Raw genomic sequence first — 22,338 nt, 5'->3', positions numbered from 1 at the left:
CCCGCGGCCGCGCCGCGTCTCAGGAGCGGACGCGCTTGCGCAGCACGTCGATCCGCGACTGCAGCTGCGTCACCGTCGCCTGCGCGACAGCGGGGCCGCCGCAGATGCGTCGCAGCTCCGCGTGCACCGCCCCGTGCGGCTCGCCCTTCTGCCGGGCGTACAGGCCCACCAGGCTGTTCAGCAGCTGTCGCTGCTCGCGCAGAGTGCGGTGGAGCGGCGCCGGGAGCGTCGTCGTCTCGGTGGGCGGCGCGGTGGCCTCGCGGGCCTCCCGCAGCCGGGACTGACGCGCCTGACGCTGCATGAGGAGCTCATGCACGTGCTCGGGTTCGAGGAGTCCCGGGAATCCGATGAACTCCTCCTCCTCCGGCGTCCCGGGCTCGGCGAGCTGCCCGAACTCCTGCCCCTCGAAGACCACGCGATCGAAGTGCGCGACGGACGACAGCGCCTGGTAGCTGAACTCCTGCGTCAGCGCGTCGGAGGTCTCCTCCTCGCGGTTCGCGCTCTCGAGCAGGGAGTCCTCGAGGCCGTCGTCGTCCTTCGACTGGCGGTCGAGCGCATGATCGCGCTGCTTGTCCATCTCGTTCGCGAGGCCCATGAGCACCGGCACCTGCGGGAGGAAGACGCTCGCCGCCTCGCCGCGACGGCGCGCCCGCACGAAGCGCCCGATGGCCTGCGCGAAGAACAGCGGAGTCGACGATGACGTGGCGTACACGCCCACCGCCAGTCGCGGCACGTCGACGCCTTCGGACACCATGCGGACGGCGACCATCCATCGCGCATCGCTCGCGCTGAACTTCTCGATGCGCTCGGATGCCGTCGCATCGTCGGACAGCACGACAGTCGGCTGCTGCCCCGTGATGCTGTGCAGGATCTTCGCATAGGCCCGGGCGACGGTCTGGTCGGTGGCGAGGACGAGGCCCCCGGCGTCCGGGACGTGATGACGGATCTCGGTGAGTCGCCGGTCGGCGGCCGACAGCACCGCCGGCATCCACTCCCCTTCGGGGTCCAGCGCCGTGCGCCAGGCCTGCGACGTGACGTCCTTGGTGTTGTCCTGACCGAGATGCGTCTCCAGCTCGTCACCCGACGTCGTCCGCCAGCGCATCTTACCCGCGTACATGTGGAAGAGCACGGGCCGGACGACGCCGTCGGCGAGAGCCCGGCCGTAGCCGTAGTTGTAGTCGGTGCGGGAGATGCGGGCGCCCGACTCGTCGGGGTGGTATTCGACGAACGGGATCGGCGCCGTGTCGCTGCGGAACGGCGTCCCGGAGAGCAGGAGCCGCCTCCGGGCGGGTCCGTACGCGTCGCGGATGGCGTCGCCCCAGCTGAGCGCGTCGCCGCCGTGGTGCACCTCGTCGAGCACGACGAGCGTCTTCGCGTCCTCGGTCAGGTGGCGGTGCACGGATGACTTGGCCGCCACCTGCGCGTACGTCACCACAGCGCCGTGGTAGTGACGTGCGGGAGCCCAGTCGCTGTTGCGGAAGCGCGGATCGAGACGGATGTGCACTCGCGCCGCGGCGTCGGCCCATTGCGTCTTGAGATGCTCCGTCGGCGCGACGACGATGATCCGATCGACCTCCCCCATCCGCATGAGCTCGACGGCCAGGGTCAGCGCGAAGGTCGTCTTGCCTGCGCCCGGGGTGGCGGCGACCAGGAAGTCGCGCTGATCGGCCTGGAAGTACTGCTCGAGCGCCTCCTGCTGCCAGGCGCGCAGCTTGTTCGCGGTTCCCCATGGGGCTCGCTGGGGGAAGGACGGAGAAAGCATCGAGACAACGATAATCGCTGCCGCCGACACCGGGTGCGTCCGACCGCACGGCCGCGCGCGCCGCGCGACCCGGCTGCCGCCCGAGTAGGCTCGGTCACTGCGCCGACCCTTCGCTGTGCGGCGCTCGTTCGTGAAGGAGAGCTGGATGACCGACCAGGATTCGACCCGGACCCCGTACGTCGCCAACGAGACGCCGCACCCGTGGCGGCGGTTCGTGGCGGTCGGAGACTCGTTCACCGAGGGCATCGGAGACCCCGATCCGTCGATCCCCGGCGGGCACCGCGGGTGGGCGGACCGGGTCGCCGAGGTCCTCGCACAGGACGTCGACGACTTCGCCTACGCGAATCTCGCCGTGCGCGGCAAGCTCATCGCCCAGATCGTGCACGACCAGATCGAGCCGGCCGTCGCACTCCGCCCCGACCTGGTCTCGATCTGCGCGGGCGGGAACGACGTGATCCGCCCGGGGACGGACCCCGACGCGATCGCCTCCCAGCTCGAGGACGCCGTGGCGCGCCTCTCCTCGACCGGCGCGGCGGTTCTCCTGTTCACCGGCATCGACACCGGGTTCACCCCGGTGTTCCGCCCCTTCCGCGGCAAGGTCGCGATCTACAACGAGAACGTGCGCGCGATCGCCGACCGTCACGACTGCATCGTCGCCGATCAGTGGGCGCTCAAGGTCGTGCAGGACATGCGCTTCTTCGACGACGACCGGCTGCACTTCAACGCGCTCGGCCACCACGAGGTCGCTCGTATGGTGCTGCGGGCCCTCAACGTCCCGAACGATCTCGAGTCGATGCAGCCCGAGCCCCTGCCTCTGCGCTCCTGGCGCGAAGCGCGGAGCGAGGACCTCGGCTGGGCGCGGGAGCATCTCGTGCCATGGGTGCTGCGCCGCCTGCGCCACCAGTCATCGGGCGATCACATCGCGGCGAAGCGTCCGGAGCCCGCGCCGATCATCTTCCCCGAGCCGCGCTGATCAGCCCCGCTGATCAGCGCTCCGACAGCGCCCACAGGGCCACCGCGGCAGCCGAGGCGACGTTCAGCGAGTCGACGCCGCCGTGCATCGGGATCGTGACCACCGAGTCGGCCCGGGCGAGCGCCTCCGCACTCAGGCCGTAGCCCTCCGACCCCAGCAGGAGGGCGACGCGGTCGGGGCGTTCGCGCGCGTAGGCGCGGAGGGACACCGCCTCGTCCGCGAGCGCGAGTGCGGCGATCCCGACACCCGCGGCCCGCAGCTCGGCGGCCGCGTCGTCCCAGTCGGTGATGCGCGTCCACGGCACCTGGAACACCGTGCCCATGCTGACCCGTACGCTCCGCCGATACAGCGGGTCCGCGCAGCGGGGCGAGACGAGCACGGCATCGGCCCCCAGTCCTGCAGCCGCCCGGAAGGCTGCGCCGACGTTGGTGTGGTCGCCGATGTCCTCGAGGATCAGGATCAGCGACGCGCGGTCGATGATCGACGCGACCGGGGGCAGCGGCGGGCGGTGCATCGACGCGAGGGCGCCCCGGTGGACGGCGAAGCCGGCCACACCCTCGGCGACCTCGTCGGGGACGAGGTACACGGGGACTTCGAGATCCGACATGATCTCCCGGATGCCGTCGAGCCACCGCCGCTGCACCATGACGGCACGCGGGCGGTGCCCGGCCGCGACAGCGCGCGCGATGACCTTCGCCGACTCGGCGATGTAGAGCCCGCCGGCGGACTCGGTCGTGCTCCGCAGGGCGACGTCGGTCAGGCCGCGGAAGTCGTCGAGTCGCGGATCGTCGGCGTCGGTCACTGTCAGGATGTCCACCTGCCCACTCTGCCACCCCCCCCGCCGCGGGATCTCGGCCGTCCCGCACGCCGTAGACTCGATGCAGGGAGGTCCGGTGAGCGATTCGAGTCAGGGCGAGCTGTCGGCCACCGTCGCTCGCACCGCCGAACTCCTCCGGGGACGCCGCATCGCCCTCCTCACGGGTGCGGGCATCTCCACCGATTCCGGCATCCCCGCGTATCGCGGCGAGGGGGCTCGCACACGGGCGGATCCCATGACGATCCAGCGCTACCTCGGCGACGAGGCGGCCAGGCGCCGCTACTGGGTGGGCGGGCACCTGGGGTGGAGGGCGTTCGCCCGGGCAGAGCCGAACCCCGGTCACATCGCACTCGCCGGCATGGAGGCGTCCGGCCTCGTCAGCGGTGTCATCACCCAGAACGTCGACGGCCTGCATCTGCGCGCCGGGAGCTCGCACGTCATCGAGGTGCACGGGACGATGCGCAGGGTGACCTGCCTGCACTGCGGTCAGGTCTTCGATCGCCGTGACATCGCCGCGCAGATCGAGGATCTCAACCCGTGGATCACGGTCCCGGAGAACGTCCGGCTGGGCCCGGACGGCGACGTCCTCCCCGAGTCCACCGACGGCTTCGTCGTCCCGACGTGCACGGTCTGCGGCGGGATGCTCAAGCCCGATGTGGTGTTCTTCGGCGAGTACGTCCCGCAGGACCGCTTCCGGGCCGCGGAATCCCTCCTGCGCTCGAGCGACGCGATGATCGTCGCCGGGTCGTCGCTGGTCGTGAACTCCGGCGTGCGCCTCGTCGAGCGCGCCCGCCGCCGCAGCATCCCGCTCGTCATCATCAACCGAGAGCCGACCCGCGCGGACGTCTGGGCCGATGTCACCATCGCCGCCGGCACCAGCGACGTGCTCCCCGCGATCCAGGAGATCCTGCAATGACCCTGCTCACGCTCGTCCGTCACGGTCAGACCGACTGGAACCTCGCTCGACGCATCCAGGGGTCGACGGACATCCCGCTGAACGACGAGGGACGCGCGGATGCGCGGACGGCGGCCGGGCGGCTCGCCGGATCGGTCCACCATGCGATCTACGCCAGTCCCCTGCTGCGGGCCCGGGAGACGGCGGAGATCATCTCCGCCGAGCTGGGGCTCGAGCCTCCCGTCCTCGTGCCTGACCTCCGTGAGCGGGAGTTCGGCGAGGGCGAGGGTCTGCTCGTCTCCGACTACATCGGGCGCTACGGCGACTGGTCGGCTCCCGTTCCCGGAGCCGAGACGCTCGAAGGCGTCGCCGAACGCGCGCTGAGCGCTCTCGACGAGATCGCCCGGGACTCCCGGCGACGCTCGACGCCCGCTGCGGAGTCCGTGATCGTGGTCGCGCACGGCGGCGTCATCCGCGCCCTGATCGACCACGTCTCCGGGGGCACGCTGCCCCGCATCGGCCAGGTCATCGCCAACGGATCGGCGCACCGCTTCGAGGCCTCGCCCGGATCGCTGCGTCTGCTCGAGCAGACCGTCCTGGTCTGAACGCGCCGCCGGTCACTCGGCGCGGGCGAGCACCGATCGCGCATGGCGCAGCACGGGTTCGTCGATCATCCGCCCCTCGAAGCGGAACACTCCCCGCTCGGTCTCCGAGGCCTGGAGGACCGAGCGCGCCCACTCCACCGTGGACGCGTCCGGTGCGTAGGCCCCGCGGATCACCGGCACCTGGCGCGGATGGATGCACGCGGTGGCAGCGAAGCCCGACGCCGCGGCGTCCTCGGCCTCGCGTCGCAGGCCCTCGACGTCGTCGATGTCGATGTGCACGGCATCGATCGCGGACTTCCCCTGAGCGGCGGCTTCGAGGAGCACGTGCGACCGTGCATGGCGCGCGATGTCGCGGTATCCCCCGTCGGGGAACCGGCTCGACGTCCCGCCGAGGGATGCCACCAGATCCTCCGCGCCCCACATCATGGCGACGACCCGCGGATGCGCCGCGATCCGAGAGGCGGACCGGATGCCGCGGGCAGTCTCGCAGAGTGCGATGACGGAGTAGTCGTCGTCGAACGCGGCGAGGCTCTCGGCGTCGTCGGTCTTCGCGACCATCACCGTGCGGAATCCCGTGCGCGCGAGTGCGGCGAGATCGGCGGCGAAGTCGTCCGTCGAGGAGGCGTTGACCCGCACGACGACACGCGCCGGGTCGAGGTCGGCGGCGACGATGTTCTCCCTCGCCTCTGCCTTCGCCTCCGGCCGGACGGCGTCCTCGAGATCGAGGATGACCGCGTCTGCCTTCTCCAGAGCGCCGCGGAAGCGCTCCGGCCGGTCTGCCGGACAGAACAGCAGAGCCGGTCCGAGCGCCGCGATCATCGCTCGCCTCCCTCGGGGAGGCATCGCACGAGGACCGATCGCGTGGCTGTCGCGACGACGGTGCCGTCCTGATTCCGTCCGGTGTGCCCGATCGTCACGATGCCCTGGCCCGGTCGCGAGGCCGAGAGGCGCTTCTCGATCACGACGCTCTCGGTGTAGAGGGTGTCGCCCGCGAAGACGGGATGCGGGAAGGTGATGTCGCCGAGACCGACCTGAGCCACCAGGGTCCCCTGCGTCAACTGGGCGACGGACGAGCCCACCATGGTCGACAGCGTCCACATCGAGTTGATCAGCCGGGCGGAGAACGGCTCCTGCCCGTCTGCGAACGCCGCGTCGAGGTGAAGCGCCTGCGTGTTCATCGTCAGAGTCGTGAAGAGGACGTTGTCCGCCTCGGTCGCCGTTCGACCGGGGCGATGGACATACCGTGCGTCCGCGTCGAACTCCTCGAAGTAGAGCCCCCGCTGGACGATGTCGTGCCGCTCGGTCATGCTGCCACGCTACCCGGCGAGGCCCAGGGCGCGAGCGATCACCAGCAGCTGGACCTCCGTCGTGCCCTCGCCGATCTCGAGGATCTTCGAGTCGCGGTAGTGACGGGCTACCGGGAACTCGTTCATGAAGCCGTTGCCCCCGAAGATCTGGGTGGCGTCCCTGGCGTTGTCCATCGCGGCCTCGCCCGCCACGAGCTTCGCGATCGCCGCCTGCTCCGCGAACGGACGGCCGCCGTCGCGCAGCCGCGCCGCGTGATGCCACGCGAGCCTCGCCGTGTGCACCCGGGCCCGCATCCTCGCCAGGGTGAACTGCGCGTTCTGCCGCGTGGCGAGGGCGCTGCCGAAGATCGTGCGGCTCTTGGCGTACTCGACGGACGCCTCGAGGCATCCCTCCGCCGCACCGGTCGCCAGCGCGGCGATCGCGATCCGTCCCTCGTCGAGGATGCTGAGGAAGTTGCGGAACCCGCTCCCCCGCGTCCCCAGCAGGTTCGTGAGCGGGACGCGCGCGCCGTCGAAGGTGAGCGGATGCGTGTCGGACGCGTTCCACCCCACCTTGTCGTAGGGCGGCTCGACGGTGAAGCCGGGTGTGCCGTTCGGCACGATGATCGTCGATATCTCCTTTCGCCCCTCCACGACGCCGGTGACCGCGGTCACGGTGACGAACCGCGTGAGCGGGGTGCCGGAGTTGGTGATGAACTGCTTCGTCCCGTCGATCACCCAGTCGTCGCCGTCCTGTCGCGCCGTGGTCCTGGTCGCACCCGCGTCGCTGCCCGCCTCGGGCTCCGTCAGTCCGAACCCCGCGAGCGCGCGACCGGCGAGGAGATCCGGAAGGAGCTCCTCTTTCTGCGCGTCGCTGCCGAAACGGAAGACCGGCATCGCTCCGAGGCTGACTCCTGCTTCGAGGGTGATCGCGATCGACTGGTCGACGCGTCCGAGGGCCTCGATCGCGATGCCCAGCGCCATGTAGTCGCCGCCCTGTCCGCCGTACTCCTCCGGGAAGGGCAGGCCGAAGAGTCCGAGGTCGCCCATCTGGGTCACCACGTCCATCGACAGCGTGTGCGTGCGGTCGGCCTCGTACGCCTGCGGGGCGACGACGCTCTCGGCGAAGTCGCGCACCATCGACGCGAGCTCCCGCTCCTCGTCGGTCAGCTGATCCATCATCCGTTCTCCTCCGTCGTCATCCGCACCACCGCCTGATCCCGTCGGACCTGGTCGCCCACCGCCACCAGGACCCGCACCCTGCCGTCCCGCGGGGCGAGCACCGGGTGCTCCATCTTCATCGCCTCGATCGACACGAGCGGCATCCCGGCGGTGACATCCGTCCCGTCCTGCACATGCACCGCCACGACGCTGCCCGGCATCGGCGCGAGGCCCTCGTGCCCGCCGCCGGCGGCGGCACCGCTCCGGTCGGCGAGGCGCCTCAGCATCCGTCGTCTGCGGTCCAGGGGTCGCAGGCGCACGCTGCTCCCGTCGACGCCGACCCAGACCGCCCCGTCCTCGTCGGTCGCCACGCGACCCCGCGCGGCGACCGACGACGACGGCGCGTCGTGCACCTGCCCGTCGTCCGTCTCGAAGGCCAGCGAGGTGGACTCGCGATCGCTCAGCGTCTGCCAGACCGCGCCGGCGCGCGCAGCCGCGCGCTCGCTCGACCCCGCGGCGCCGGACGCCAGCACGTGGGCGCGGGCCGCGGCCAGTGCAGCGGGAGTGGGCGGTTCGCCGCTCACCGGCAGAAGCGTCTCGATCAGGCCGGTGTCGAGATCGCCGGACACGACGCGCTCGTCGCGGCAGAGGCGCCGGAGGAACGCGATGTTGGTCTCGACTCCCAGCACGACGGTCCGGCTCAGCGCCTCGTCGAGACGCCGCAGCGCGGTCGCCCTGTCGTCCGCGTGCGCGATGACCTTGGCGATCATCGGGTCGTAGAACTCCGTCACGACGGAATCCGTCTCGACCGCCGCGTCCACCCGGACACCCGTCGGCGCGTCGAAGAGCAGCACCCGACCCGTCGAGGGCAGGAATCCCCGTTCGGGCGACTCCGCGTACACGCGCGCCTCCACGGCGTGCCCGTGCAGTCGAGGAGCCGGCGGAAGGTGGTCGCCGGCCGCCACGGCGATCTGCATCGCGACGAGATCGAGGCCGGTGACCTCCTCGGTGACGGGATGCTCGACCTGCAACCGGGTGTTCATCTCGATGAAGAAGAAGTCCTCGGGGCGGTCCGCATCGACCAGGAACTCGACGGTGCCTGCGCCGACGTAGTCGACGCTGCGTGCGGCGTCGACCGCGGCCTCGAGCAGTCGCTCCCTCGTCGCCTCGGGGATGCCGGCCGACGGGGCCTCCTCGATCACCTTCTGATGCCGTCGCTGCAGGGTGCACTCGCGCTCGCCGAGGGCGATGACGGACCCGTGCACGTCTCCGAAGACCTGCACCTCGATGTGACGGGGCCGTCGGATGAGTCTCTCCACGATCACCGCATCGTCGGCGAACGCCGCCGCGGCGATGCGGCGCGCCGATGCGAGGGCTCGGGGCAGGTCCGACGCGTCGTCCACCACCTCCATGCCCTTCCCTCCGCCGCCGGCGCTCGGTTTGATGAGCAGCGGGAATCCGACGGATGCCGCCTCCTCGGCGATCTCGGCGTCAGACAGCCCCCTGGCGTCGAACCCGGGGACGACGGGCACCCCCGACCGCGAGACGTGGTCGCGCGCCCTCGCCTTGTCCCCCATGATCTGCAGGGCCGCGACCGACGGGCCGATGAAGACGATGCCCGCCTCGGCGCAGGCGGTCGCGAGCGACGCGCTCTCGGACAGGAATCCGTATCCCGGGTGGATCGCGCGCGACCCGGTGGAACGTGCCGCCGCGACCACCGCATCCACATCGAGATACGAGGACGATGCGGCCGCGGCGCCGATGCGCACCGCCTGATTTGCTTCCCGCACGTGCGGCGCGTGAGCGTCGGCATCGCTGTAGACCGCGATGCTCCGGATGCCCGAGGCGCGGAGCGTGCGGATGATCCGGCGCGCGATCTCGCCGCGATTCGCGACGAGGACGGTGTCGAGCTGCGTGAGGTCGGTCATGTCCGTCACATCCTGAAGAGGCCGAAGTTCGGATCCGGAAGCGGGCTGCGCGCGACGACGTCCAGCGCCAGACCGAGGAGGTCCCGCGTGTCGGCGGGATCGATGATGCCGTCGTCCCACAGGCGCGCGGTCGCGTAGTACGGCTCGCCCTGGGTCTCGTACTGCGCGCGGATCGGCGCTTCGAACTCCGCCCGCTCCGCGGCGCTCCATCCCCCGCCTTGAGCGGCGAGCTGATCCTCCTTGACGGTGCCGAGCACGGATGCCGCCTGCGCACCGCCCATCACGGAGATGCGGCTCGCCGGCCACGTCCAGAGGAAGCGGGGCGAGTACGCGCGGCCGCACATCGAGTAGTTGCCCGCGCCGAAGGATCCGCCGACGATCACGGTGAGCTTGGGCACCCGGGTGCTGGCCACGGCGGTGACCATCTTCGCGCCGTCCTTCGCGATGCCCCCGGCCTCCGCGTCCGATCCGACCATGAACCCCGTGATGTTCTGCAGGAAGAGCAGCGGGATGCCGCGCTGATCGCAGAGTTCGATGAAGTGCGCCCCCTTGAGCGCCGACTCGCTGAACAGGACACCGTTGTTCGCCACGATCCCGACGGGGTGGCCGTGCAGGCGCGCGAAGCCGGTGACGAGCGTCGTCCCGTACTCGGACTTGAACTCGCGGAACGACTCGGCGTCGATCAGGCGATCGATGACCTCGTGCACGTCGTACGCGGCGTTCACGTCGACCGGCACCACGTCATACAGCGACCCGGTCACCGCCGGCTCGCGTGATTCGAGCACCTCCCATGCCGGCGGGAGCGGCGCGGGCAGCGTCGAGACGATGTCACGCATGATCTCGAGCGCGTGCTCGTCGTCCTCGGCGAGATGGTCGACGACCCCGCTGCGTCGCGCGTGCAGCTCCCCTCCCCCGAGATCCTCCGCCGAGACGATCTCTCCGATCGCCGCTTTGACCAGCGGCGGACCACCGAGGAAGATCGTCCCCTGACCGCGGACGATGATCGTCTCGTCGCTCATCGCCGGCACGTATGCGCCCCCGGCCGTGCAGGAACCGAGCACGGCGGCGAGCTGCGGGATCCCCTGAGCCGACATCCGCGCCTGGTTGAAGAAGATGCGTCCGAAGTGCTCGCGATCGGGGAAGACCTCGTCCTGCTTCGGAAGGAAGGCGCCACCCGAATCGACGAGGTAGAGACAGGGCAGACGGTTCTCGAGGGCGATCTCCTGAGCGCGAAGATGCTTCTTGACCGTGAGGGGGAGATAGGTCCCGCCCTTCACCGTCGCATCGTTGCACACCACCATGACGTGCCGTCCGTGCACGAGCCCGATGCCCGCGATGACCCCGGCGCCCGGCACCTCTCCCCCGTACAGACCGTCTGCCGCGAGAGGTGCGACCTCGACGAACGGACTGCCCTCATCGAGCAGACGGGCCACGCGGTCCCGCGGCAGGAGCTTGCCGCGGGCGACGTGCCGCTGCCGAGAGGCCTCTGATCCCCCGCGGGCTGCCGCGGCCAGCCGCTCGCGCAGCTCGGTCGCCAGGGTGTCCTGGGTGACGGGCATCGTGTGTCCTCCTCGACCCACGGGGCGTGCCGGATGCTCTGGCGCGCGCGATGCTTCTTCGGTTAGTGTTCACTAACCCGAGCATTCAGGTTAGCGAGGATTAACTGAGATGACAACCCCTGCCACGTCGCGCGATCGGGCGAAGGCGGAGCGCACCGACGCGATCCTCCGCGAGGCCGCGCGCCTGTTCGCGGAGCGCGGCTACAACGGCGTCAGCCTGGAGGACATCGGCGCGGCGGTCGGCGTGTCGGGGCCCGCGGTCTACCGGCACTTCGCGGGCAAGCAGGCTCTGCTCGGCGCGGTCCTGGTCCAGGTCAGCGAAGACCTCGTCAGCGGCGGGACGAGGGTCGCCGCCGCGGATTCCGCGGAGAGGTCGATGCGAGCGCTGATCGAGTTCCACGTCGGATTCGCCCTCGGGCACGCGGACGTGATCCGCGTGCACGACCGCGAGGTCGCCCAGCTCGCGGCAGGCGACCACGCCGAGGTCCGGCGACTGCAGCGCGCGTACATCGATCTGTGGATGGAGACCCTCGCGCCCCTGGTCGACGCCGACGCCGACGAGCTGCGTCTCCGGGTGCAGGCGTGCTTCGGCCTGATCAACTCGACCCCGCACAGCACGCGCGCGGCCTCCCGTGGCCGCTCCGCCACCGCGACGGTGCTCGTCGCGATGGCGGAGTCGGCGCTCCGGGCGTCTACCTGAGCAGCATCGCCCGGCCGGGTTCCTGGAGGATGTCGGCGACATCCTTCAGGAAGCGAGCGCCCTCCGCGCCGTCCACCACGCGATGGTCGAACGACAGGCTGAGCGTGAGCACGTCCCGCAGCGCGATCTCTCCCCGGTGTTCCCAGGGTTGACGACGGATCGCTCCGACAGCGAGGATCCCCGACTGCCCCGGGGGCAGGATCGGTGTGCCGGCGTCGACCCCGAACACGCCGATGTTCGAGAGGGAGAACGTCCCTCCGAGCAGATCCGCCGGAGGGGTCCGGCCCGCTCGCGCCGTCGTGGCGAGCACGGCCAGTGCGTCCGCGAGCCCCGTCAGCGTCAGCGCCTCGGCGTCGCGGATGATCGGGACGATGAGTCCGCGCTCCGTCGCCGCGGCGATGCCGAGGTCGACGAAGTCGTGCTGGACGATCTCCCCCGCCGCGTCGTCCCACCTCGAGTTGAGCCCTGGCGTACGGGCGAGGGCCAGACAGACGGCCTTCGCGACGACCGCGAGCGGTCCGATGCGGTGCTCTCCGAGAGCGCGGTCGGCGCGGAGCGATGCCAGGAGCTCGGTCGTCGCCGTGACGTCGACCGTGTGGAAGACCGTGACGTGCGGTGCGGTGAAGGCGCTCTCGACCATGGCTGCGGCGGTGTGCTTGCGTACGCCGCGCACCGGGATGCGGACCTCGCGTCGGTCTCCGCCGGGATCGACGATCCGCGGTTCCGGATTCGCGACCGCCTCCGCACCCGGCACGACGGTGCCGACGCGTGCAGCGTAGTCGTCGACGTCCGCCCGGGTGATGACCCTGTCGCCCACCTCGGCCGCGACGAGCACGAGATCGACTCCGAGCCGCTTCGCGTGGGCGCGGACCGGCGGAGTGGACCTCGGTCGCTCGACGACCACCTCGGTGCTGGGGGCCGGAGCGGCGTCGTGCGGAGCCGCCTCCAGCACAGCGGTGTCCAGCGGGCTCGTGGTCGCAGGGCTGCCGACGGCTGCCCGTCTGCTGCGCCGCTGCGGTCTCCCCTGCGCCGAGGGGGCGGCGCCGTAGCCGACGAGGTTCGGCTGGGCGGCTTCGCCTCCCGAGACCGCCGCGCTCGTCGCCGGATCGTCGTCCGATCCGGCCACGTCGAACGCGATCAGCGGTGCCCCCACCGCCACCGTGTCTCCGGCTCCGGCGTGCAGGGTCGAGACGATGCCGTCGTACGGGGACGGCAGCTCGACGACGGCTTTCGCCGTCTCGACCTCCGCGAGGGTCTGGTTCAGCGTGACCGTGTCTCCGGGCGCCACGAGCCATTGCACGACCTCCGCCTCGGTGAGTCCCTCGCCGAGGTCGGGAAGACGGAACTCGGCGATCATGCGTCTGCTCCCGTCAGGCTGTTCGGACGGTCCAGCACGCGGTCGACCGCGTCCAGCATGCGGTCGAGATCCGGGAGGTGGAACTTCTCGAGCTTCGCCGGCGGGTAGGGGATGTCGTGTCCGGTGACGCGCAGCGGTGCGGCCTCGAGGTACTCGAAGCAGCGCTCCGTGACGCTCGCGATGACCTCGGCGGCGACACCGGCTTCGCGCGAAGCCTCGTGTGCGACCACCACACGCCCGGTCTTCCGCACAGAGGCCGCCACCGAGTCGTAGTCGACGGGCGAGAGCGACCGGAGATCGATGACCTCGAGCGACACGCCCTCGTCCGCGGCGGCCTCCGCCGCGTCGAGCGCGGTCGCGACCATCGCGCCGTACGTGATCAGCGTCGCGTCGGTGCCGGTGCGCATGACCCGGGCCAGTCCCATCGGCGGAGAGTCCGCGAGCGCCGTGTCGAGGTCGACCTCGCCCTTGTGGTGGTACAGACGCTTGGGTTCGAAGAAGATGACCGGATCGTCCGATGCGACGGCCTGACGCAGGCTGCGGTACGCGTCCTCCGGGTTCGATACGGCGATGACACGGAGACCCGCGGTGTGCACGAAGTAGGCCTCCGGGGACTCGGAGTGGTGTTCGGCCGCGCCGATGCCTCCGGCCCACGGTATCCGGATGGTGATCGGCATCCGCACTCGTCCCTGCGTGCGGTAGTGCAGCTTCGCGACCTGCGCGACGATCTGGTCGAACGCGGGATAGACGAAGCCGTCGAACTGGATCTCGACGACGGGACGGTACCCGCGGAACGCGAGGCCGACGGCGGTGCCGACGATACCGGACTCCGCGAGAGGCGTGTCGATCACGCGGGTCGGCCCGAACTCGTCGAGCAGGCCGTCCGTGATGCGGAAGACGCCGCCGAGCCTGCCGATGTCCTCACCGAGGAGGACGACCTTATCGTCATCGCGCATGGCCTGTCTCAGGCCCGCTCCGAGCGCCTTGCCGAGGGTGAGCTGCGCCATCGTCAGACCTCCCCGTCGAACGACGCCAGGTAGGCGGCGTACTCCGAGCGCTGCCGCTCCAGCCCCGAGTGCGGCTCGGCGTACACACCGTCGAAGACCGCCAACGGGGGCCGCGTCACCATCCCGAGACATTCGGCGCGCATCTCGCGGGCCATGGCGTCGGCGGCCGCCTCGGCCTCGGCGAGCTGATCGTCGCTGAGCTCCCCGAGTGCGCGCAGATGCGCCTCCACGCGAGCGATCGGATCCCTGCCCCGCCATTTCTCGAGCTCGTCGTCGCTGCGGTAGCGAGTGGGGTCGTCGGCGGTGGTGTGCGGTCCCATCCGGTACGTGACGGCCTCGATGTACGCCGGCCCGTTGCCGGAGCGCGCGTGCTCCAGCGCCCACCGCATGGAGGCGACGCAGGCGAGCACGTCGTTGCCGTCCACGCGCATGCTCGGGATCCCGAACCCGGGCGCGCGTCCGGCGATGGGGTACTGCGACTGCACGGACACCGGCTCCGAGATGGCCCAGTGATTGTTCTGGCAGACGAACACGACGGGCGCGCGGTACGAGGAGGCGAAGATCATCGCCTCGTTGACGTCGCCCTGACTCGTGGCGCCGTCGCCGAAGTACGTCACGGCCACCTCGTCGGCGCCGTCGTGACGGATGCCCAGCGCGTAGCCGACGGCGTGGAGCGTCTGAGCGCCGATGATGATCTGCAGCGGGGCCACGCGGAGCGACTCGGGGTCGTGACCGGCGCCTTCCTCTCCGCGCCACATCCTGACGAAGTCGGCGGGCGCCGCTCCACGCGCGTAGATGACACCGGTCTCGCGATAACTGGGGAAGACGAAGTCCTGAGCCAGGAGCGCGCGGGCGGTGCCGATCTGCGTCGCCTCCTGACCCCGGCACGGAGCCCACAGTCCGAGCTGCCCCTGCCGCTGCAGCGCCACACCCTCGGCGTCGATGCGCCGCAGGACCACCATGTCCCGATGCAGCGCGCGGATGTCCTCCGCGCTGAGGTCGGCGATGTAGCGGTCGAGATCGTGGTTCGCGATCCGGGTCCCGTCGGGCTGGAGGATCCGCTCGGCGAGCTCGAGGTCCTGCTCCGTATCGGAGATCGGAGTGATCTGGGGTGACATCGGTGTCCTCCTCGTTCGTGGCCGCCCTCGTGAGGCTCCGCACGTGACCGTCGGCGTCATCGCCGGCGTGATCCGAGCGTACGTCCGCTCAGCACCTCGCTCAAGCAATGAACCGAGGCTTGAGCATGTTGCCAAATCCCGGGATATTCCACCCTGCTACTCTTTGGCACTATGGCCGGACTTGACCGCATCGATCTGGAACTGCTCGCCGCGCTCGCCGATGACCCGCGCATCACGATCGTGGCGCTGGCCGAGAATCTCGGGCTCTCGCGCAACACCATCCAGGCGCGGATGAGCCGCCTCGAGCAGACCGGCATCTTCCTGTCCTACGAGCGCTCGTTCTCCACCGATGTGCTCGGGTTCCCGCTGCAGGCCTTCGTGAGCATCGGCGTGCGTCAGACGGAGCTGCCCCGGATCATCAACGAGCTGGCCCGCATCCCCGAGATCGTGCAGGCGCACGGCCTCAGCGGATCGATCGACCTCCTCGCCCGCGTGGCATGCCGGGACGCCAGGCATCTCTTCGACACCGACGCGCGCATCCTGTCGATCGAGGGCGTCGAGCGCACGGAGACGTCACTCGCGATGGGAGAGGTGATCCCGTTCCGCGTGGCGGGGCTCATCGGTCTCGCGCGACGGGAATCCTGAGGAACCGACGGATCGCCCCGGCCGCCTCTGCCGGGGTCTCGTAGTGGATCAGGTGGCCGACGTCGGCGATCTCCACGAGCGACGCGTCCGGGAAACGGGTGGCGAGCTCGCGCTCCACCTCGATCGGGGTGATGTCGTCGCGCTGGGCGGCGACGAGGAGCGTGGGGACGTCGATCGATGCGGCGAACTGGCTCACGTCGTTCGACACGCTCGCCACGAAGGCGTCGCGGAGCACATCGCGATCCGCGAACCGCGAGAAGTAGGTGTCGTGCTGGTCGTGGATGAAGCGGCGCACCTGCCGGTCGGAGGTCTTGGCCATCGCGATGCTCATCACCCGCACGATGAGACCGTTGCGCAGCAGCGCAGTGCCCGCGGTCTCCGGGAGGCGTGCACCCAGGGCGTAGTACAGGACCGCGAGGCGGGTCATGACGCCCTTCGGCCCCTCGAGCGCCGGCGCTCCGATCGGGTTGATCAGGATGAGCCGCGGGGTGCGGAGTCCGGACGCGACGGCGGCGGACGCGACGATCGAGCCGAAGGAATGGCCGAGGACGACCGCCCCCGGGGCCACCGCCGCCGCGAACTCGGTGAGCCAGGCGCTGTACTCGTCCAGATCGTACGTCCGCCCCGCGACAGGGGCGCTCTCGCCGAAGCCAGGAAGGTCGGGGGCGATGACCCGGAGTTCGGGGAGGAAGGCGAGCACCGACTCGAGACCGTGATGCTCGCCTCGGAATCCGTGGACGGCGATCACCGTGGTCTCGGCGTCCGCGGGCCCGTAGGTCCAGTACGCCGTCAGGGCTCCCCGCACCTCGACCTCGGAGCGGACCACCGGCAGACGGCGCAGACGGTCGGCGTACGGCGAGGGAACGGTCATCCGCCCAGTCTACGAGTGGCGGGATGCGGGACAGCCGTGCGCCTGTCCGGCGATGTCCGAGGTCGGCCCTAGCGTGAGGGCATGCAGCCAGCGCCCGCCCTTCCGGACTGGGTGACGCGCGTCGGCGTCTTCGATCTCGAGACCACAGGGGTCGACGTCCATCACGACAGAGTCGTCACCGCGCACGTGGGTCTGCTCGACGAGCACGGTCGCGAGATCGCGGCCCGCGACTGGTTCGCCGATCCCGGCATCGACATCCCCGACGGAGCGACCGCGGTGCACGGGATCACGACGGCGCAGGCACGGCGATACGGTCGCCCGGTCCGCGAGGTCGTCGCCGAGGTCACCTCGGCATTGCGCTCCCTGCTCTCGCAGGGGGTCCCGATCGTCGCGTACAACGCGTCCTACGACTTCTCGCTCCTCGCGAACGAGGCTCGGCGACACGGGGTGCCGCCCCTCGACGATCCGTCTCCGGTCATCGACCCCCTTGTCATCGACAAGGCTTACGATAGATACCGGCCTGGAAAGCGCACGCTCCAGGTCGTCGCCGCCCTCTATGCCGTGAGTCTCGAAGACGCTCACGAAGCAGCTGCGGACGCGGTGGCCGCAGGACGAGTCGCCCAGGCTCTCGCCCGTCAGTTCGCTCTCCCCGAGACACCGACGGAACTGCACACCCGTCAGATCGCCTGGGCCCGCGCCCAGGCGGCGAGCCTGACGGAGTACTTCATCAGGATCGGACGCCTCGATCCCGACGACCGGCTGGACGGAACCTGGCCGGTGAGACCGACACGCCACGACGAGAGAAGGTAGACCCGGATGCAGTTCCGAACCCGCGACGTCTCCCTCGTGGAATCCACGTGGAAGCAGTTCGTGCCGTCGGCGGTCCTCCATGACGTCGATCCGCAGCGCTTCCTGTTCGACTGGCACTCGGGCGAGCTGGGCGCCGCGAGCCTCGTGCGCTACGATCTCGCCGCCGAGGTGCGCTCGACCGCGGAGCCGCACGAGCAGTTCCTCGCGTGCCGTGTCTCCGGACCCGATGTGCGCATCTGGTCCGATCGCGACGATCTCGATCCCACCCACCCGTGGATGTCCGACGGTCCGCGCGTGCACGCCCAGTGGTCGCGCGGCGCGCGCGTGACCGCGCTGGTCTTCGACCGCGACGTGCTGCAGCAGCTCGCGAGGCAGTTCACCGGCGACGACACGCTCGCTCTGCACGCCTCGGAGCTCGGCCCGAAGAGCGATGCGGCCGCAGCATCGTGGAACCGCATGTTCGCCTACCTCGAGGCGAGCGCCGCGGCTCTCGACGACGACGACGTCACGGTCCGTGCTGAGCTCGGACGACACGCTGCGGCGATGACGCTCTCGACCTTCACGACGTCGATCGAGCAGTCCAGGCACCGCCCCGCGCAGTCCTCTCCGGCGCCGGCGACCGTGAGGAAGGCGCTCGACTTCATCGCCGAGAACGCTCATCGACCGATCACGGTCGACGACGTCGCGGCGGCTGTGCACATGTCGACACGCGGGCTCCAGTACGCGTTCCGGCGCGCGATCGACATGACGCCCGCGGAATGCCTCCGACGTGCGCGTCTGGACGGGGCGCATCGGGACCTGCGCTCGGGGGCTCCGGCCACCGTCGCCGCGATCGCTCGTCGCTGGGGCTTCTCGCATCCGTCGCGATTCGCCGTGGCCTACCGTGAGGCCTTCGGCGTGCTCCCATCGGTGACCGCCGGGGCGCATCGTCGATGACACCAAGCGCATGATCTCTTCGCATCCGTCGCGCGTCGGGCCGTTGCGGAACGGCCGGTCTCCGGTGCGCACGTAGATTCCGAGGTATGGGTTCTCTCTACTACGGCGCCTCGGAACCGATCCAGATCGACGACCGGGCTCTCGCACATCTGAAGGTCGTCGTCGCCACGAAGCTCCGCCGCAACGAGAGCTTCACGCTGTCGTGGAGACACCCCGACGGACAGCAGCAGGGTCGATCGACGATCTGGCTGCACCCCTCCATCCCGCTGCGCTTCGTGTTCCAGGAACCCGAGACCCCGGAGCTCAGCAGACGCTGGATCGAGGAGCTGGCGCACACGGCCAACTCGAGCGGCGGGATCACGCTCATCGAGGAGCATCTCGAGGTCGCGGAACCCGCCGACGAAGCGTGACGGCCGCAGTACGGTAGGGCGGGCGGGACTTGAACCCGCGATCGTTGGGTTATGAGCCCACTGCCTTAACCAGCTTGGCCACCGCCCCGTGCGCTCCAGCCTATCGGGGACTCGGGGTCACATCGGCGTCGCGGACGCGTGGGTCGAGAGGTGCGCGAGGTAGATCTCGGCGTTGCGGAGCAGTCCGTCGCGCTCCTCGTCGCTGAGGGACCGGCGCACCTTCGCCGGCACTCCCGCCACCAGACTTCCGTCCGGGATCACCGCGCCACCCAGTACCACCGCCCCGCCGGCGACGAGACAGCCCGAGCCGACCACCGCTCCGCTCAGCACGACGGCGCCCATCCCGATCAGCGAGCCGTCGCCGATCGAGCAGCCGTGCACGACCGCGTTGTGCCCGATCGAGACCCTCGCGCCGACCCGCACGGGGTGGTCGACGTCCACGTGCACCGACACGTTGTCCTGCACGTTGCTCCCCTCGCCGATGACGATCGCGGCGGAGTCGCCGCGCAGGACCGCGTTGTACCAGACGCTCGCTCCGCTCGCCAGGGCGACGTCGCCGATGATGCGCGCTCCGTCCGCGACGAAGGCCTCGGCGTCGATCGACGGAGCCGTGCCGGGGAGTGCGAGAACGGATGCTCCGGGTGCGATGCTCATGAGGTGAGACTACCCTCACATCCCCGTTCTCCCGCGTGATTACGCGGGACTAAGCCGAGCCTTCGCTTGCTTGCGGAATGTCTCAGGCTGAGTAGCGTTGTCTCCATCAGACACGCAGACGACAACTCCGGAGGAGTCAAGATGAGCAAGGCAACCACCGTTTCCACCACCGCGAGCGACCCGACCGTGGCAGCCGCTGCCGCCCAGTTCCTCTCCCCCGTCGTCCTCGGCCTGCAGGCACTCACCGTGAACGGCAAGCAGGCCCACTGGCACGTCCGCGGAGCCAACTTCGTCGGCGTGCACGAGCTGCTCGACACGATCGTCGAGCACGCGGGCGACTTCGCCGACACGGCAGCGGAGCGGATCGTCGCTCTCGGCCTCCCGATCGACGCGCGCGTCAGCTCGGTCGCCGCCAAGGGAAGCTCGACGTCCGTCCCCGCCGGCTTCACCCAGTCGGACGAGCTCGTCCGTGCGGTCATCGCCGACATCGACGCGATCCTCGTCGACGCGAAGGCCGCCATCGACGGCCTCGACGAGGTCGACCTCACCAGCCAGGACGTCGCGATCGAGATCGTCCGGGGTCTCGAGAAGGACCGCTGGTTCCTGGTCTCGCACGTCGCCGCCTGACGCATCCGTCGCACGAAGGGCACCGGGGAGACCCGGTGCCCTTCGTCATGCTCGGAGCACTCACGCCGCGTGGGTCACCCGGCCGTCGAGGAGCGTGGCGATGATCGGCATCCGACGCAGCTCCGCGCCGGACGAGGTCAGCGGATCGAAGCCGGTGATCGCGATGTCCGCCGGCTGACCGGGCCGGAGTGCGGTCCGCGCGCTCGCGCGCAGGGCCTGGCCGACCGTCAGGCGCTCCTCGGGGTGCCAGGCTGCACGGTCGTCGTCGGTGCGCGACACGGCGGCGGCGATCGCCTGCCACGGGTCCAGGGGCGCCACGGGAGCATCCGAGCCGAACCGCAGCTCGACGTCGGCGTCACGCAGCGCCGCGAGCGGATAGCCGATGGACGTCTGCTCCGCCCACAGCCGGGCGACGATGTCGCGATCGTCGAGCGCGTGCTGCGGCTGCACGCTGGCGACGACGCCCAGCCGCGCGAAGCGTGCCAGGTCGCTGTGCCGCACGAGCTGGGCGTGCTCGACGGACCCGGTCGCGCCGGTCGCGGTGAACGCGTCGAGCGCGGCGGTGACCGCACGATCGCCGATGGCGTGCACCGCCGCCGTCAGCCCCGCGGCGGTGGCGGTCGTGAGGAGCTCGGTGAGCTCCTCCGGCGGCACGGTGAGCACGCCGTAGTTCCCGGGGTCTCCCGCGTACGGGTGCGAGCACGCCGCGGTGCGCGTCCCGAGCGAACCGTCGCTGATGATCTTGAGGGAACCCACACGGATCAGTCCGCGGCCGGCCTCGGGGACATCGCCGATCTCCCGCAGCTCGCCGGAGCGGAGCCCCTCCTCGATCGCGCGCCGCAGGTCGAACGGGTAGATGGAGAACTCCACCCGATGCGACGCGAAACCGGCGTCGACGCGCCGAGGCCAGGCATCCGCGTTCCACGCCATGTCGAAGTCGACGACACCCGTCACACCCCTCATCGCCGCACGCTCGCCCGCCGCGGCGACGGCGGCGTCCCCCCGGGAGACGTCGACGGCGTTGAGCCGACGCGAGATCTCGAAGGCGTCCTCCTCGCGCAGCACGCCGTCCGGACTCTCGAAGCCCTCGAGGCGCAGCGCGGCGGAGTTGAGCCAGGTGCTGTGCACGTCGGCGTTGATGAGGTAGGTCGGCGTCGAGCCGGTCATCCGATCGATCACCTCGAGCGTGGGCTCGTCGGCCCAGGTCGCGTCGCGATAGCCGGCGCCGACCCTGCGGCCGTCGGGAAGCGGCGCGGATGCTGCGGCCATGGCTGCCGCCTCCGCCGCGGACGAGGCCGCTCCCAGCGCGACGCGCTCCGCGGCCAGCGCCCATTGCACCGTGTGCACGTGGTTGTCCCAGAGCCCCGGGACCGCCCAGGCCCCCGCCGCGTCGATGACCTCGCCCCGCGTCGGCAGGGCGCCGGTGGGCGCGATGTCGGCGATGCGCCCGCCGTCGATGAGGATGTCCACGGGTTCGTCGTCCACGAGGAACTCCCGTCCCTCCCCCGCGACGCGCACGGCGGTGACCGTGCTGATCGAGGAGCCGACGCCCGTCACGACGCGGTCCCCCCGCGCGCGTTCTGAGCGCGCCGCATCTCCGCGGCGAGGGCCGGCTGCGCGAAGGGGCCGTCGGCCTCCAGCGCGGCGATCACGGTCTCCACGACCTCGGGCGGCCGGTTCTGGCTCAGCTTCCGCTTCGCGACGACGCGGGTGGGCGTGAGCCGGAATCCGACGGTCCCGTTCGCGAGACGGGCGACGAACGCCGGATCGTTGGGTCGCTCCCACATGCGCCGCGGCTCCGGCATACTGCCCTCGAAGCGATCCACGAGCCGGTCGAGGACGACGAGGTTCTCCTCCTCGCTGAGGACCTCCGGCACGCCCGAGAGATGGACGGCGATGTAGTTCCAGGTCGGCACGGCGGGGACGTCTCCATACCAGCCCGGTGAGATGTACCCGTGCGGTCCCTGGAACACGACGAGCAGCTCGCCGCCCCCCAGGCCGTGGATGAGGTCGTCGGGACGGCCCACGTGGCCGACCACCGTCAGATCGTCGCGGTCGACGTCGAGGAGAACCGCGTAGTGCGAGGAGACGAGGCCCTCCGCGCCGACGCTGACGATCGTGGCCCACGGATTCGCTTCGATGACGCGGCGCATCTCGTCGACATCGGCGAGTGCGAAGCTGGGATTCTGGCGCATCCTCCCAGCCTATGACCGGGCG

Annotated in this window: 23 protein-coding genes and 1 tRNA gene; 9 read left to right on the top strand and 15 right to left on the bottom strand. The window is 70.6% G+C overall.

Features of this window, described 5'->3' with window-relative positions:
* Positions 1-19 precede the first annotated feature (19 nt).
* Entirely contained in the window at positions 20-1,762 is a 1,743-nt protein-coding gene (locus tag A4X16_RS06270) for a DEAD/DEAH box helicase (protein WP_067118042.1), read from the bottom strand.
* Positions 1,763-1,907: 145 nt separating this feature from the next.
* Here A4X16_RS06270 and A4X16_RS06265 point away from each other — a divergent pair, with 145 nt between their 5' ends.
* A complete protein-coding gene (locus A4X16_RS06265) occupies positions 1,908-2,735 on the top strand; it encodes an SGNH/GDSL hydrolase family protein (RefSeq protein WP_067118038.1) in 828 nt (275 codons plus the stop codon).
* Between the two features lie 13 nt (positions 2,736-2,748).
* On the opposite strand, the gene A4X16_RS06260 is transcribed toward A4X16_RS06265, so the two are convergent.
* On the bottom strand, positions 2,749-3,552 hold the full coding sequence (locus A4X16_RS06260) for a TrmH family RNA methyltransferase (protein ID WP_067118035.1): 804 nt from the start codon (positions 3,550-3,552) through the stop codon (positions 2,749-2,751).
* A 61-nt stretch (positions 3,553-3,613) separates the two neighbouring features.
* Here A4X16_RS06260 and A4X16_RS06255 point away from each other — a divergent pair, with 61 nt between their 5' ends.
* Positions 3,614-4,468, top strand: a complete 855-nt coding sequence (locus tag A4X16_RS06255; protein WP_067118032.1) for a Sir2 family NAD-dependent protein deacetylase — start codon at positions 3,614-3,616, stop codon at positions 4,466-4,468.
* The gene (locus A4X16_RS06250; RefSeq protein ID WP_067118029.1) at positions 4,465-5,052 is read left to right on the top strand and encodes a histidine phosphatase family protein; all 588 of its coding nucleotides are present in this window, start codon (positions 4,465-4,467) and stop codon (positions 5,050-5,052) included. The genes A4X16_RS06255 and A4X16_RS06250 overlap by 4 nt, the downstream gene beginning before the upstream one ends.
* Before the next feature lie 12 nt (positions 5,053-5,064).
* On the opposite strand, the gene A4X16_RS06245 is transcribed toward A4X16_RS06250, so the two are convergent.
* From A4X16_RS06245 to A4X16_RS06225, 5 genes are read right to left on the bottom strand one after another with little or no spacing between them, the layout of a single operon-like run.
* Positions 5,065-5,871, bottom strand: coding sequence for an HpcH/HpaI aldolase/citrate lyase family protein (locus tag A4X16_RS06245; protein WP_067118026.1), 807 nt, complete (start codon positions 5,869-5,871; stop codon positions 5,065-5,067).
* Entirely contained in the window at positions 5,868-6,359 is a 492-nt protein-coding gene (locus A4X16_RS06240; protein WP_067118023.1) for a MaoC family dehydratase, read from the bottom strand. The genes A4X16_RS06245 and A4X16_RS06240 overlap by 4 nt, the downstream gene beginning before the upstream one ends.
* A gap of 9 nt (positions 6,360-6,368) precedes the next feature.
* Positions 6,369-7,517: an acyl-CoA dehydrogenase family protein gene (locus A4X16_RS06235; protein ID WP_082914323.1), complete on the bottom strand. Its 1,149-nt coding sequence runs from the start codon at positions 7,515-7,517 to the stop codon at positions 6,369-6,371.
* The gene (locus A4X16_RS06230) at positions 7,517-9,427 is read right to left on the bottom strand and encodes an acetyl/propionyl/methylcrotonyl-CoA carboxylase subunit alpha (protein WP_067118017.1); all 1,911 of its coding nucleotides are present in this window, start codon (positions 9,425-9,427) and stop codon (positions 7,517-7,519) included. Before A4X16_RS06230 ends, A4X16_RS06235 begins: the two co-directional genes overlap by 1 nt.
* A 5-nt stretch (positions 9,428-9,432) precedes the next feature.
* Positions 9,433-10,986, bottom strand: a complete 1,554-nt coding sequence (locus A4X16_RS06225) for a carboxyl transferase domain-containing protein (protein WP_067118015.1) — start codon at positions 10,984-10,986, stop codon at positions 9,433-9,435.
* A 109-nt stretch (positions 10,987-11,095) separates the two neighbouring features.
* Between A4X16_RS06225 and A4X16_RS06220 the strand changes: the two genes are divergently transcribed.
* Positions 11,096-11,686, top strand: coding sequence for a TetR/AcrR family transcriptional regulator (locus A4X16_RS06220; protein WP_067118012.1), 591 nt, complete (start codon positions 11,096-11,098; stop codon positions 11,684-11,686).
* Here A4X16_RS06220 and A4X16_RS06215 read toward each other — a convergent pair.
* From A4X16_RS06215 to pdhA, 3 genes are read right to left on the bottom strand one after another with little or no spacing between them, the layout of a single operon-like run.
* Positions 11,679-13,043 carry a dihydrolipoamide acetyltransferase family protein gene (locus A4X16_RS06215; RefSeq protein ID WP_067118009.1) on the bottom strand — a complete coding sequence of 455 codons (1,365 nt, stop codon included), beginning with the start codon at positions 13,041-13,043 and terminating at the stop codon, positions 11,679-11,681. The genes A4X16_RS06220 and A4X16_RS06215 overlap by 8 nt on opposite strands.
* A complete protein-coding gene (locus A4X16_RS06210) occupies positions 13,040-14,050 on the bottom strand; it encodes an alpha-ketoacid dehydrogenase subunit beta (protein WP_067118006.1) in 1,011 nt (336 codons plus the stop codon). The genes A4X16_RS06215 and A4X16_RS06210 overlap by 4 nt, the downstream gene beginning before the upstream one ends.
* Before the next feature lie 2 nt (positions 14,051-14,052).
* Complete coding sequence (pdhA, locus tag A4X16_RS06205; RefSeq protein WP_067118003.1) at positions 14,053-15,168, bottom strand: pyruvate dehydrogenase (acetyl-transferring) E1 component subunit alpha; 1,116 nt, start codon at positions 15,166-15,168, stop codon at positions 14,053-14,055.
* Between the two features lie 171 nt (positions 15,169-15,339).
* Between pdhA and A4X16_RS06200 the strand changes: the two genes are divergently transcribed.
* On the top strand, positions 15,340-15,813 hold the full coding sequence (locus tag A4X16_RS06200; protein ID WP_067118000.1) for an Lrp/AsnC family transcriptional regulator: 474 nt from the start codon (positions 15,340-15,342) through the stop codon (positions 15,811-15,813).
* Here the strand turns inward: A4X16_RS06200 and A4X16_RS06195 are convergent.
* Positions 15,785-16,684 carry an alpha/beta fold hydrolase gene (locus A4X16_RS06195; protein WP_067117997.1) on the bottom strand — a complete coding sequence of 300 codons (900 nt, stop codon included), beginning with the start codon at positions 16,682-16,684 and terminating at the stop codon, positions 15,785-15,787. The genes A4X16_RS06200 and A4X16_RS06195 overlap by 29 nt on opposite strands.
* A gap of 81 nt (positions 16,685-16,765) precedes the next feature.
* On the opposite strand from A4X16_RS06195, the gene A4X16_RS06190 reads away from it, so the two are divergent.
* The 3 genes from A4X16_RS06190 (at position 16,766) to A4X16_RS06180 (ending at position 18,840) form a co-directional block, all read left to right on the top strand.
* Positions 16,766-17,494 carry an exonuclease domain-containing protein gene (locus A4X16_RS06190; protein ID WP_067117994.1) on the top strand — a complete coding sequence of 243 codons (729 nt, stop codon included), beginning with the start codon at positions 16,766-16,768 and terminating at the stop codon, positions 17,492-17,494.
* Positions 17,495-17,500: 6 nt separating this feature from the next.
* Positions 17,501-18,430, top strand: a complete 930-nt coding sequence (locus tag A4X16_RS06185; protein WP_067117991.1) for a helix-turn-helix transcriptional regulator — start codon at positions 17,501-17,503, stop codon at positions 18,428-18,430.
* 86 nt (positions 18,431-18,516) lie between these two features.
* Positions 18,517-18,840, top strand: coding sequence for a DUF7882 family protein (locus A4X16_RS06180; protein ID WP_067117988.1), 324 nt, complete (start codon positions 18,517-18,519; stop codon positions 18,838-18,840).
* 14 nt (positions 18,841-18,854) lie between these two features.
* Here the strand turns inward: A4X16_RS06180 and A4X16_RS06175 are convergent.
* Positions 18,855-18,928 (bottom strand) — tRNA-Ile (locus tag A4X16_RS06175).
* A 29-nt stretch (positions 18,929-18,957) separates the two neighbouring features.
* Complete coding sequence (locus A4X16_RS06170; protein ID WP_067117985.1) at positions 18,958-19,494, bottom strand: gamma carbonic anhydrase family protein; 537 nt, start codon at positions 19,492-19,494, stop codon at positions 18,958-18,960.
* A gap of 141 nt (positions 19,495-19,635) precedes the next feature.
* Here A4X16_RS06170 and A4X16_RS06165 point away from each other — a divergent pair, with 141 nt between their 5' ends.
* Positions 19,636-20,121 carry a Dps family protein gene (locus tag A4X16_RS06165; protein ID WP_067117982.1) on the top strand — a complete coding sequence of 162 codons (486 nt, stop codon included), beginning with the start codon at positions 19,636-19,638 and terminating at the stop codon, positions 20,119-20,121.
* 60 nt (positions 20,122-20,181) lie between these two features.
* Here the strand turns inward: A4X16_RS06165 and A4X16_RS06160 are convergent, their stop codons facing one another.
* Together A4X16_RS06160 and A4X16_RS06155 are read right to left on the bottom strand one after the other, a co-directional pair.
* Positions 20,182-21,678 (bottom strand): amidohydrolase, encoded by a 1,497-nt coding sequence (locus tag A4X16_RS06160; protein WP_067117979.1) that lies wholly within the window; start codon positions 21,676-21,678, stop codon positions 20,182-20,184.
* The gene (locus A4X16_RS06155; RefSeq protein ID WP_067117976.1) at positions 21,675-22,316 is read right to left on the bottom strand and encodes an FMN-binding negative transcriptional regulator; all 642 of its coding nucleotides are present in this window, start codon (positions 22,314-22,316) and stop codon (positions 21,675-21,677) included. Before A4X16_RS06155 ends, A4X16_RS06160 begins: the two co-directional genes overlap by 4 nt.
* Positions 22,317-22,338 lie beyond the last annotated feature (22 nt).

It is taken from the genome of Microbacterium sp. H83 (genome assembly GCF_001650405.1).
GTDB lineage: Bacteria > Actinomycetota > Actinomycetes > Actinomycetales > Microbacteriaceae > Microbacterium.
The sequence above is the reverse complement of the archived record's forward strand: the minus strand, read 5'-3'. Positions and strand labels throughout refer to the sequence as shown.

What these genes read in the sequence shown, in the direction of transcription:
- A4X16_RS06270 (WP_067118042.1), bottom strand. Translation starts at nt 1,762, where the DNA reads ATGCTTTCTCCGTCCTTCCCCCAGCGAGCCCCATGGGGAACCGCGAAC.
- A4X16_RS06265 (WP_067118038.1), top strand. Translation starts at nt 1,908, where the DNA reads ATGACCGACCAGGATTCGACCCGGACCCCGTACGTCGCCAACGAGACG.
- A4X16_RS06255 (WP_067118032.1), top strand. Translation starts at nt 3,614, where the DNA reads ATGCAGGGAGGTCCGGTGAGCGATTCGAGTCAGGGCGAGCTGTCGGCC.
- A4X16_RS06250 (WP_067118029.1), top strand. Translation starts at nt 4,465, where the DNA reads ATGACCCTGCTCACGCTCGTCCGTCACGGTCAGACCGACTGGAACCTC.
- A4X16_RS06245 (WP_067118026.1), bottom strand. Translation starts at nt 5,871, where the DNA reads ATGATCGCGGCGCTCGGACCGGCTCTGCTGTTCTGTCCGGCAGACCGG.
- A4X16_RS06240 (WP_067118023.1), bottom strand. Translation starts at nt 6,359, where the DNA reads ATGACCGAGCGGCACGACATCGTCCAGCGGGGGCTCTACTTCGAGGAG.
- A4X16_RS06235 (WP_082914323.1), bottom strand. Translation starts at nt 7,517, where the DNA reads ATGGATCAGCTGACCGACGAGGAGCGGGAGCTCGCGTCGATGGTGCGC.
- A4X16_RS06230 (WP_067118017.1), bottom strand. Translation starts at nt 9,427, where the DNA reads ATGACCGACCTCACGCAGCTCGACACCGTCCTCGTCGCGAATCGCGGC.
- A4X16_RS06225 (WP_067118015.1), bottom strand. Translation starts at nt 10,986, where the DNA reads ATGCCCGTCACCCAGGACACCCTGGCGACCGAGCTGCGCGAGCGGCTG.
- A4X16_RS06220 (WP_067118012.1), top strand. Translation starts at nt 11,096, where the DNA reads ATGACAACCCCTGCCACGTCGCGCGATCGGGCGAAGGCGGAGCGCACC.
- A4X16_RS06215 (WP_067118009.1), bottom strand. Translation starts at nt 13,043, where the DNA reads ATGATCGCCGAGTTCCGTCTTCCCGACCTCGGCGAGGGACTCACCGAG.
- A4X16_RS06210 (WP_067118006.1), bottom strand. Translation starts at nt 14,050, where the DNA reads ATGGCGCAGCTCACCCTCGGCAAGGCGCTCGGAGCGGGCCTGAGACAG.
- pdhA (WP_067118003.1), bottom strand. Translation starts at nt 15,168, where the DNA reads ATGTCACCCCAGATCACTCCGATCTCCGATACGGAGCAGGACCTCGAG.
- A4X16_RS06200 (WP_067118000.1), top strand. Translation starts at nt 15,340, where the DNA reads ATGGCCGGACTTGACCGCATCGATCTGGAACTGCTCGCCGCGCTCGCC.
- A4X16_RS06195 (WP_067117997.1), bottom strand. Translation starts at nt 16,684, where the DNA reads ATGACCGTTCCCTCGCCGTACGCCGACCGTCTGCGCCGTCTGCCGGTG.
- A4X16_RS06190 (WP_067117994.1), top strand. Translation starts at nt 16,766, where the DNA reads ATGCAGCCAGCGCCCGCCCTTCCGGACTGGGTGACGCGCGTCGGCGTC.
- A4X16_RS06185 (WP_067117991.1), top strand. Translation starts at nt 17,501, where the DNA reads ATGCAGTTCCGAACCCGCGACGTCTCCCTCGTGGAATCCACGTGGAAG.
- A4X16_RS06180 (WP_067117988.1), top strand. Translation starts at nt 18,517, where the DNA reads ATGGGTTCTCTCTACTACGGCGCCTCGGAACCGATCCAGATCGACGAC.
- A4X16_RS06170 (WP_067117985.1), bottom strand. Translation starts at nt 19,494, where the DNA reads ATGAGCATCGCACCCGGAGCATCCGTTCTCGCACTCCCCGGCACGGCT.
- A4X16_RS06165 (WP_067117982.1), top strand. Translation starts at nt 19,636, where the DNA reads ATGAGCAAGGCAACCACCGTTTCCACCACCGCGAGCGACCCGACCGTG.
- A4X16_RS06155 (WP_067117976.1), bottom strand. Translation starts at nt 22,316, where the DNA reads ATGCGCCAGAATCCCAGCTTCGCACTCGCCGATGTCGACGAGATGCGC.